General features: G+C 40.8%; 10 protein-coding genes. 2 read left to right on the forward strand and 8 right to left on the reverse strand.

Going from position 1 to position 10,095, the window contains the following annotated elements:
* Window positions 1-150: 150 nt before the first annotated feature.
* The 8 genes from rsmB to HMPREF1210_RS06030 all read right to left on the reverse strand — a co-directional run bounded on the left by rsmB (window position 151) and on the right by HMPREF1210_RS06030 (window position 7,787).
* Window positions 151-1,524, reverse strand: a complete 1,374-nt coding sequence (rsmB, locus tag HMPREF1210_RS05995) for a 16S rRNA (cytosine(967)-C(5))-methyltransferase RsmB (protein WP_016427733.1) — start codon at window positions 1,522-1,524, stop codon at window positions 151-153.
* Window positions 1,521-2,462, reverse strand: coding sequence for a methionyl-tRNA formyltransferase (gene fmt, locus HMPREF1210_RS06000; RefSeq protein ID WP_016427734.1), 942 nt, complete (start codon window positions 2,460-2,462; stop codon window positions 1,521-1,523). Before fmt ends, rsmB begins: the two co-directional genes overlap by 4 nt.
* Complete coding sequence (def, locus tag HMPREF1210_RS06005; RefSeq protein ID WP_016427735.1) at window positions 2,459-2,950, reverse strand: peptide deformylase; 492 nt, start codon at window positions 2,948-2,950, stop codon at window positions 2,459-2,461. The genes fmt and def overlap by 4 nt, the downstream gene beginning before the upstream one ends.
* Window positions 2,951-2,975: 25 nt before the next feature.
* Window positions 2,976-5,390, reverse strand: coding sequence for a primosomal protein N' (gene priA / locus HMPREF1210_RS06010; protein ID WP_016427736.1), 2,415 nt, complete (start codon window positions 5,388-5,390; stop codon window positions 2,976-2,978).
* Window positions 5,380-6,594, reverse strand: a complete 1,215-nt coding sequence (gene coaBC, locus HMPREF1210_RS06015; RefSeq protein ID WP_016427737.1) for a bifunctional phosphopantothenoylcysteine decarboxylase/phosphopantothenate--cysteine ligase CoaBC — start codon at window positions 6,592-6,594, stop codon at window positions 5,380-5,382. The genes priA and coaBC overlap by 11 nt, the downstream gene beginning before the upstream one ends.
* 79 nt (window positions 6,595-6,673) lie before the next feature.
* On the reverse strand, window positions 6,674-6,898 hold the full coding sequence (gene rpoZ, locus HMPREF1210_RS06020; RefSeq protein WP_016427738.1) for a DNA-directed RNA polymerase subunit omega: 225 nt from the start codon (window positions 6,896-6,898) through the stop codon (window positions 6,674-6,676).
* Window positions 6,898-7,518 carry a guanylate kinase gene (gmk, locus tag HMPREF1210_RS06025; protein WP_016427739.1) on the reverse strand — a complete coding sequence of 207 codons (621 nt, stop codon included), beginning with the start codon at window positions 7,516-7,518 and terminating at the stop codon, window positions 6,898-6,900. The genes rpoZ and gmk overlap by 1 nt, the downstream gene beginning before the upstream one ends.
* A 17-nt stretch (window positions 7,519-7,535) precedes the next feature.
* The gene (locus tag HMPREF1210_RS06030; RefSeq protein ID WP_016427740.1) at window positions 7,536-7,787 is read right to left on the reverse strand and encodes a DUF370 domain-containing protein; all 252 of its coding nucleotides are present in this window, start codon (window positions 7,785-7,787) and stop codon (window positions 7,536-7,538) included.
* Window positions 7,788-7,900: 113 nt separating this feature from the next.
* Between HMPREF1210_RS06030 and HMPREF1210_RS06035 the strand changes: the two genes are divergently transcribed.
* Both HMPREF1210_RS06035 and HMPREF1210_RS06040 read left to right on the forward strand, forming a co-directional pair.
* The gene (locus HMPREF1210_RS06035; protein ID WP_016427741.1) at window positions 7,901-9,592 is read left to right on the forward strand and encodes an NFACT family protein; all 1,692 of its coding nucleotides are present in this window, start codon (window positions 7,901-7,903) and stop codon (window positions 9,590-9,592) included.
* Between the two features lie 126 nt (window positions 9,593-9,718).
* On the forward strand, window positions 9,719-10,051 hold the full coding sequence (locus HMPREF1210_RS06040; protein WP_016427742.1) for a hypothetical protein: 333 nt from the start codon (window positions 9,719-9,721) through the stop codon (window positions 10,049-10,051).
* The last annotated feature ends 44 nt before the right edge of the window (window positions 10,052-10,095 follow it).

Here is a 10,095-nt window from a genome sequence, read left to right on the forward strand (position 1 = left end):
CACTCCGTTTCTTGTTGATGCTTCTCGCAAGAAGTAGTCTGCAAGCTGCATCAATATCAGAGCCGTGTTCACGACGGTTTGTAACTGAAAGTCCGTTGGTGCATACGATTCATACTATAAAAATATGTTGGTATGCATCACTTTACTTCTTTATTTCACTTCTTTTGAAGATAACTCTTTTTTCCGAAAAGCGGCAACAAAGAAACCATCGCTATTGAAATCCTGAGGGAAAATATGAATCATACCATTGCTTGTCAGGTGATGATAGGCTTCTGGTAATACATTCAGTTCATCCAGCATCATGTCTGTATGGTTTGCAAGAAATTCTTGAACAGTTCCATTATTTTCAACCTCATCAATGGTACATGTACTGTAGACGATCAGTCCGTTTGGTTTGATTAACTTGTACGCTTCATCAAGTAATCGAATCTGGATATTATGCAATGAAGCAAAATCTTCCTGCTTCTTTGTATACTTAATATCGGGTTTTCGACGGATGACACCCAAGCCACTGCACGGAGCATCGACAAGTATTCGGTCAAACGATTGTTCTTCATATTCATTTGTCAGTTCACGGCTGTCCCATGTACGGGTTTCAACGTTTTCAAAACCTAGTCTTGTAGCTTGATCGGCTATAAGTTTTACTTTATGTGGATGCAAATCCACAGATACCAGAGATCCTTGACCGTTCAACTTTTCAGCGATATGCATCGATTTTCCACCAGGAGCCGCACACATATCCAAAACTCTTTGCCCTGGTTCAATCTGAAGTGCATAAGTAGGGATCATGGAACTTTCATCTTGAATTGAAACAGCACCATATTGATAAGCTTTCGTTTTGGCAACTTGCCCTTTTTCAATGTGCAAGCATTCAGGTATCACTTCGCTTTGGTGTGCTACAATTCCTTCGTCAAGCAACATATCAATTGCCTCATCCACTGAAATGCGTGTGGTGTTGACGCGAACGGTATGTGCAGGAGGAATATTGTTTTCAAAAGCCATTGTCTCAGCTTGTTCGAAACCAAATTGTTTCACCCATCGTTCAATGAGCCATAATGGATGACTTGCTTCAATTGATAGTCGTTCAATTGGATCCGCAATATCCTCAGTCGAGCGAACTCCTTGTCGTAGAATGCCTCTTAAAATGCCATTAACCAATCCAGCTGTCCCTTTGTGACTGCGTTTCTTGGCAATTTCAACAGCTTCATTGACAGCAGCATGATTCGGAATTCGGTCCAAATAATGAATTTGATAAAGTGAAAGTCTTAATAACTGGCGAACCCAATCATCCAGCTTTCCTTTGATGAACGGTTGTAGATAGTAATCAAGCGTCATCTTGTGTTGCAGCGTACCATAAGTAATTTCCGTTAATAACCCACGGTCTTTTGGTTCAATATCATATTTTTCTATGGTCTGATGAAGTAACAAATTACTGTACGCTTGATTTTTTTCAATTGCCATCAAGATTGATAATGCGGCATCGCGTACATTTCCGTTCCACATTCTATAACTTTTTGAGCTCATTCAAACTGATCCCCAATCTGTAATTTAGAACCAGTGCCTCGTAGAAATTCTTCTGCAGACATTTTTTTCTTTCCTGCTGGTTGTAATTCGGTAATTTCAAAAGCTAGTTTATCGCCTGTTTGCACAATCACTCGATCAACTTTCAATTCAACGACTGTACCTACAGGTTGCGAGTAAGTTTGTTGACTCGGTTGACCCCACCATATTTTCACGTTTTCCTGTTTCAACGTGGTATAGGCAACTGGCCAAGGATTAAGACCACGTACCAAATTATAAATGTCCTGTGCCGACTGTTTCCAATCAATTCGTTCTTGTTCTCTTGAAATATTGCGGGCAAATGTCACAAGGCTTTCATCCTGAACCAATCTTGCATTTGAGCCATTAATAATGGTCGGTAATGTTTCTTTTAACAAGTCACGTCCAACGACACTCAATTTTTCAAAAAGAACTCCTGTTGTATCGGATTGTTCAATCGGTATCGATTTTTGTGAAATAATATCACCAGCGTCCAATTTTTGCGCCATATACATGATGGTCACACCTGTTTCTGTCTGACCATCAATCACAGCTTGATGTATCGGAGCACCCCCACGATATGCAGGAAGCAAAGAAGCATGTACATTCAGACAGCCATATTTAGGTGCTTCCAGAATTTCTTTAGGAAGTAACTGACCAAACGCAGCCGTTACCACAATATCCGGTTGTAAAGAAAGAATTTCATCTAGTTGTGGTGAACCTTTTAGTTTTTCAGGCTGAATGACAGGTAATCCAAGACGTAACGCTTCTTTTTTAACAGGAGTTGGTGTCAATACTTTTTTACGCCCTACAGGACGGTCTGGCTGAGTTACAACAGCTAAAATGGAATAGCCTTCTTCATGTAGCATGGTTAGAATCGGTACTGAGAACTCTGGAGTCCCCATAAATACTAAAGAGGTCAAATCAATTCCTCCTCCTCAGTTTCAAGCTCAGATGGATCGACGACGCGAATTATTTTCGAATCAAACAATACGCCATCCAAATGATCGATTTCATGTAGAATGGCTCTTGCTTCATAATCTTCAGCCTCGAGTTCATACCACGTGCCGTCTCTTTCCTGTGCTTTTATCTGTACGAAATATGGACGTTCAACTTCGCCATAAAGTTCTGGGAAACTGAGGCAACCTTCCACTTCTATGGCTTCCCCTTCCGTATCAACTACCAAAGGATTGATCATCTCAATGATGTCTTCCCCTTCTCCTAAGTCTACAATTGCAACGCGAAGCAACTCTCCCACTTGTGGGGCTGCTATTCCTATGCCATCTGACTCAAGCATGGTCTCATACATATCATCAAGTAACGTTGCAAGTTTCTGATCGAACTCTGTCACTTCTTTTGTTGGAGTTGTTAATATTTCATTTGGATGTAATACGATTTTTCGAATCGTCAAAGATTATTCCTCATTTCATTTCCGCTCACATGATGGATGAAGGGTTTAAGTCAATGGACATTAAAATCCCTTTTTTTATCCAGTCCGTCCGGTAAATACGCGTTAATTGCTGCAATACTTCCGGGAGCGTCGGTTCTTTTTTGTATTTTATCAAACATTGATAGCGATATCTATTTTGCAAACGACTAATAGACGATGCCGTCGGGCCAATAATTTCAGATTGCGGAGATAAATTATCACGGAGCCAGTTTGCTGTTTTATGTGCATATTCCGCAGTCATCAAAACATCTTCATGCGTGATTTGAATCAGCACGACATATGTGAATGGAGGATATAAAAATTGTTTCCGGTTCATCATTTCCTGATTGTAAAATGGGACAAAGTCGTGCTGTTGTGCGAATTGAATAGCATAGTGTTCGGGGGTGTAGGTTTGCACGATGACTTCCCCTGCTTTATCATGCCTTCCAGCTCTTCCACTGACTTGGGTTAATAATTGGAACGTTTTTTCGGCAGCTCTGAAATCCGCTAAATGAAGCGTTGTATCAGCTGACAAGACCCCTACTAATGTGATATTTGGGAAATCAAGACCTTTGGCAATCATTTGCGTGCCAAGCAGAATATCGGCTTTTCCTTCTCCGAACAGATTCAGAATGTGTTCATGTGATCCTTTTTTTCGAGTGGTATCCACGTCCATACGCAGTACCCTTGCAGTTGGAAACAATCGGGCAATTTCTTCTTCTACTTTTTGAGTACCTGTTCCAAAGAATCGGATATGCTCACTGCTGCATTCTGGACAAGTAGTAGGCACTTGGGACTCTTCACCACAATAGTGACATTTAATCTTTTCCTGATGGCGATGATAGGTCATGGAAATATCACAGTTTGGACATTCTACCACGGTACCACAATCCCGACAGAGAACAAATGACGAGTGACCACGACGATTCAGGAACAACACCATCTGTTCCTGCTTGTCCAGTCTCACATTGATCGCTTCTGCCAGTTCCAGAGAAAACATGGAGCGGTTGCCGTTTTTCAATTGCTCTCGCATATCGACGACAGACACTTCAGGTAATGCCTGTTCTTTTGGTCTGTTGGCCAACGTCAACAAAGCATAATTCCCTTTTTTGGCACGTGCAAATGACTCAAGTGACGGCGTGGCACTTCCTAAAATAACTGGACATTTGTGATATTCACTTCGCCAGATTGCAACATCTCGTGCATGATAACGAGGTGAATCGTCCTGCTTATAAGTTCCTTCATGTTCCTCGTCCAAAATGATGATGCCAACATTTTGAAATGGAGCAAATATGGCTGAACGGGCACCCACGACCACTTTTACTTCGCCGCGTTTGATTTTTCGCCATTCATCGTATTTTTCCCCAGTCGATAATCCACTATGCAATACAGCCACAAGTGAACCAAAACGTTCTTTAAAGCGATTGGTCATTTGTGGCGTAAGTGAAATCTCAGGTACCAGAACGATGGCTTCTTTATCGTCCATCAATGAACGCTCAATCGCCTGTAAATAGACTTCTGTCTTGCCACTGCCCGTAATGCCATGAAGAAGAAAAGTTCTAGCATCCTGTTCGTCATATGAATGGATGATTTCACTCAGTGCGAGGTGTTGTTCATTTGTTAAAGCAAGTTTTGTTGTTACATTTATCGTTCTGTCCGCATACGGATCCCGGTAGATTTCTTCCATTTGCATTGATGCTGCGCCTTTTTCTAAAACCGCTTGTAAGACCGCGTTTGTCGTACTGAGACGTTTCAATAAATCTGCTGAGACAATTCGTTCTCCTGCATGATCCATCATCCATTTGACAACATCTTTTTGCTTCTTGGCTTGGTTGGAAATGCTGTCATAAATCAGGTTCAAACGTTCCATATCAGATTCGATGTGAATCATTCTTACTTTTTTTACGGCAGTTTTTTGTTTGACCGATGTTTCCAGTGCCAAAATGTCTTCCTTCACCAATTTTTTGATGAGTGCAAGCAATTCTTTCGGTTCATCTACTTTTAACTCTACTTGGTCTTTTTGCTGAAACAAGGCTTGTACACTTTGCGGAAGCTCCGCATGATGATCAACAATTCGCACTATCTTTTCATACTTCGCACGTAACGCCGAAGGCAACATGACTTGAAGGGCATCAATTTCGTAACATAAAGTATGTCGTTTCAACCACTTTGTCATTTCGAGCATTTCCTGGGTCAATATCGGTTCAATATCGAGCAGTTCACCAATCGGTTTTTGTTTTTCCGCAGGGACATCCGTGTCACTTTTTAGTGCCGTAACAAATCCAAGAACTTGCCGATTGCCAAAAGGAACTTTAACCCGACTGCCACTTTCAATCAGGTCTTGAAACTTTTCAGGGACCACGTAATCAAATGGTCGATCAATGGGATAAGCCGCTACGTCAACAATGACTTCAGCGTACATAATGTAAATCTTTCTCACGGGCCAAAACGGTCTCGAACAATTTATTAGCCAATTGTTTTTTCGTCATATTGTCAAAATGCTGGACATAATTTTCTTTGCCAATCAGCACAACAGTATTGGTGTCTGTCCCAAAACCGCTATCCTCTTTTGTAACATCATTAGCTACAATATAATCCGCATTTTTCTTTGAAAGTTTTCCTTGTGCATACATCTCGACATCGTTTGTTTCAGCAGCGAAACCGATCAACAGTTGATGCGTTTTCTTTTGCCCAAGTGTCATGAGGATATCGGTAGTGCGTTCAAGTTCTAGGGTAGAGTCACCAGCTTGTTTCTTCATTTTTTGCCCAAATACAAACTTTGGACGATAATCTGCGACAGCTGCCGTTTTCACGACAATATCAGCATCATCAAAATGCTGTAACACGGCTTGCAGCATTTCTTCTGCACTTTCCACATTCTCAACAGTTACCCCTGAAGGAATTGGCAATGAAACGGGACCAGAGACAAGAACCGTTTCCGCTCCAAGTTTTGTCGCTGCTTCAGCCAGCGCATAGCCCATTTTCCCTGAGGAAAAGTTAGTCAAAAATCGTACTGGATCTATTCGCTCACGTGTTGGACCTGCAGTAATCACAACTTTTTTGCCTATCAACGGCAATTCTTTCGGCTGAAAAAATGCGTCGACCAATGCCACGATTTTTTCTGGTTCTTCCAATCTTCCTTTTCCTACATACCCACAAGCCAAAAAACCTTCTGACGGTTCAATGAATTCATAACCATCTGCTGCTAGAGTGGAAATATTTCGTTTCACTGCGGGGTGATCGTACATATGTACATTCATAGCTGGTGCAATCCAAACCTTGGCGGTGGTAGCTAACAGGGTCGTCGTCAGCATATCGTCACCAAGTCCATTGGCAAGTTTGCCGATGACGTTCGCTGTTGCAGGTGCCACGATAACTAAATCTGCCCAATCTGCCAGGTTGATATGTGCGATGACATTTGAATCTTTTTCATCAAATGTATCTGTATAAACATCATTACGAGACATTACTTGAAAGCTCAGTGGCTGCACAAACTTTGTGGCAGATTCGGTCATGATGACTTTGACATCCGCTCCTGCTTGCGACAATTTACTAACAAGGGCAACAGCTTTATAAACTGCAATACCACCAGCTACGCACAATAAGATTTTTTTGTTTGCTAGCATGAACAATCTTCCTTTCTCAAACAACAAACTCCCAAAGCATCTGACTGTCTTAGGGAGTTTTTTGGGTAAATACTATTTTTTAAATTTCGTCTTCGTAAATAGTTGCTTCGTCTTGAACTTCTTTTGTTAAAGCGCCTGATGCCACTTCTTCCAATGCTCTGCCTACATACTTCAAGGACACATACGACTCAAGACGCTCTCCGCCTTCTTCTTGTAATTGGCGAGCACGTTTTGAAGCCAAACTCACTAGTGAGTATTTTGAATCGATTTTGCTTTTTAATGAATCAACTGATGGATATAACATTAATATTCCCCTTCCAGCATAGCTAGGTATCTTTTTTCAACGCGTTCCCGACGGCAATGTTCGGCAGTGACAATGGCATTTACACGATCGCAAGCCAATTGCACTTCGTCATTTTCGACGACATAATCGTACAAGTTCATCATTTCAAGTTCTTGTCGTGCTGCTAAAATTCGTGAAGCAATCACATCTTCTGTTTCTGTTCCACGACCTACCAGACGTTGTTGCAGTTCCGTTAAACTTGGTGGAGCCAGGAAAATAAATAAGCCGTCTGGTACTTTATCGCGAACTTGCGATGCACCTTGCACTTCAATTTCCAGAAATACATCCCGACCGGCATCCAATGTCTCGTTTACATAATCTAACGGAGTTCCATAATAGTTCCCAACATAAGAAGCGTATTCTAATAAACGGCCTTCTCCGATTAGTTGTTCAAAATCCTCGTGGGATTTAAAAAAATAATCGACACCATCGACTTCGCCTTCACGCGGCTTTCTTGTCGTCATTGAAATCGAATATTCATAATTTGTGTCAGGCTGTGAAAACAATTCTTTTCGCACAGTACCTTTCCCGACACCTGATGGCCCTGAAAGGACGATTAATAATCCACGTTCTTTTCGCATTCAATCCCTCTTTTTATCTATTCGGCTTGATCTATCACACGTGTCACCATGGTTTCAGCATGGACTGCAGATAAAACCACATGTTCACTATCCATAACAAATATCGCGCGGGTTTTTTTACCATAAGTTGCGTCAATCAAAAACCCTTTGTCCCTTGCCTCTTGAACGAGACGCTTAATCGGCGCAGATTCAGGCTGCAAGATGGAGATGATTCGTTCAACTGCGACCACACTACCGTTTCCGATATTAATAAACTTAAGAGTTGGCACAGTCGTTCCTCCTAAAGAGCTTCAACTTTCTTTGTTACACACTTAGGCAATTATATCACATTTCCCTTGTAAAATGATAAGATAGAGCAAAACGTTTTGAAAGAGGAATACTTATGGCATTTGATGGCTTATTTACAAAAGCAATGACGCACGAACTTCAACAATTGGTATCCGGAAGAATTTCGAAAATACACCAACCTAACTCACAAGAAATTGTGTTGCATATCCGTGCGGCCGGAAAAAACAGCCGCTTACTTATTTCCATCCACCCTTCCTACTCACGCATTCATGTTACGAATGAAGCGATTGATAACCCTTCAGAACCACCAATGTTTTGCATGTTATTACGAAAACATCTGGAAGGTGGATTCATTTCATCCATTTCCCAACTTGAAATGGATCGCGTGATTATTTTGCGTGTAGAAAGTAAAAATGAAATTGGGGACGACATGGTACGGGAACTCCATATCGAAATCATGGGCCGACACAGCAATGTCATTTTGGTGGATCCTGAACGAAATCTAATTTTGGACAGTTTAAAACATCTATCGCCTTCTGTGAACAGCTATAGAACGATTTTGCCAGGTCAACCACATATCGCACCACCGAAACAAGATAAAGTGAACCCATATGAAGTGGACGAATCATTGTTGAACGAATTGCTGGATACAGACGATGTTTCCAAAGCCGTTCTGTCTCAGCTTGCTGGCTTTTCTCCACTGCAGGCAAAAGAACTTGCTTATCGTCTAGCTGACAGCAACGAATCCAAATATGAAGTGTATCGCAAATTCCTCGATGAATTTGATAATGCTCAACCTAAAGGTACGTATGTGGAAAGTGGCAATAAAGCCATTTTCTCAAGTGTTGATCTTTCACACATCGAAGGCAACCAAGTACACTATGATTCGCTTGGTTTATTGCTAGATAAAGTGTACTTTGCACGCGCAGAACGTGATCGAGTAAAACAGCAAGCAGGCGATTTGGAACGCTGGTTGCAAAATGAACTCGACAAGTTGAAATTAAAAATGAAGAAACTCGCGAAAGAAAAATCAAACGCAGAAAAACTGGAAACGTTCCAACTCCATGGCGAACTTTTGATGGCCAACCTCTATACGCTCGAAAAAGGAATGACCGAAGCTCAAGTGATAAATTATTACGATGAAGAGAATGCCGTCATCACCATCCCATTGAGCCTTAGAAAAACGCCGGTTGAAAATGCACAAAGTTTTTTCACAAAATACAACAAAGCCAAAACCGCTTTATTGAAAACGCAACAACAAATGGATAAAACCAAAGACGATATCGATTATTTGGAAATGCTGCAACAACAAGTCATGCAAGCATCTCCACAGGATATTGAAGAGATTCGCGAAGAACTTGCCGAACAAGGCTGGATGAAAGCCCGCATTTCGAAAAAGAAAAAGAAAGTCGTGAAACCAACACCTGAAAATTTCGTATCCTCTACAGGATTGCCAATTTCGGTAGGAAAAAATAACAAGCAAAATGATTATTTAACATTTAAAATCGCTAATAAATCACAAACTTGGTTCCATACAAAAGATATTCCTGGATCCCATGTCGTCATTCATGACAATGAACCGGATGAAACGTCGATTTTGGAAGCAGCGAGACTGGCAGCTTATTTCAGTAAAGCACGTGACTCTTCTTCCGTGCCGGTGGATTATACAGAAGTACGCCATGTAAAAAAACCGAATGGCTCAAAACCCGGATTCGTTATTTATTTTGAACAAAAGACGGTTTTTGTGACACCAAGTGAAGATTTAGTGAGGAACCTTCGAAAATAAGATACACGAAAGCCATCCAACAAATTGTTGGATGGCTTTTTCTGATAACTTTTAAAAGCAAAAAACACCATTCTATAGTGTATGATAAGAACGGTAAATTGGAACCAGTGAAAGTGGGAAGTACTCATGTTTCTAACAATATTTTTTTATATAATGGCCCCCTTGCTTGCTATTAACTTTGCAAGAACAGGGATTCATATGATAAATGGTAAATTTGTTGAGGAACTAGAACAAACTTTAGAGAAGAATAGTAAACTTCGTTTTCTCAATACAATTTTCATTTTCGGGTTTTTTGTCATTCTTCTCAAAATGATTTTCCCTCTGAAAGTGGCCAATGTTTTAATAAAAATTGTTTATTTTACTTTGGGGATCTTATTCGTCATATTAGCGTTATTAATGATGTATATAATCATTACTGATGGGAATTCAATTATTTCAGAAGTCAGAAAAGATATGTAAGATTAAAAATAGGATGCCTGTGTGCAACAAGTGCACTGGCATCC

This window comes from Paenisporosarcina sp. HGH0030, assembly GCF_000411295.1.
Taxonomy (GTDB): domain Bacteria; phylum Bacillota; class Bacilli; order Bacillales_A; family Planococcaceae; genus Paenisporosarcina.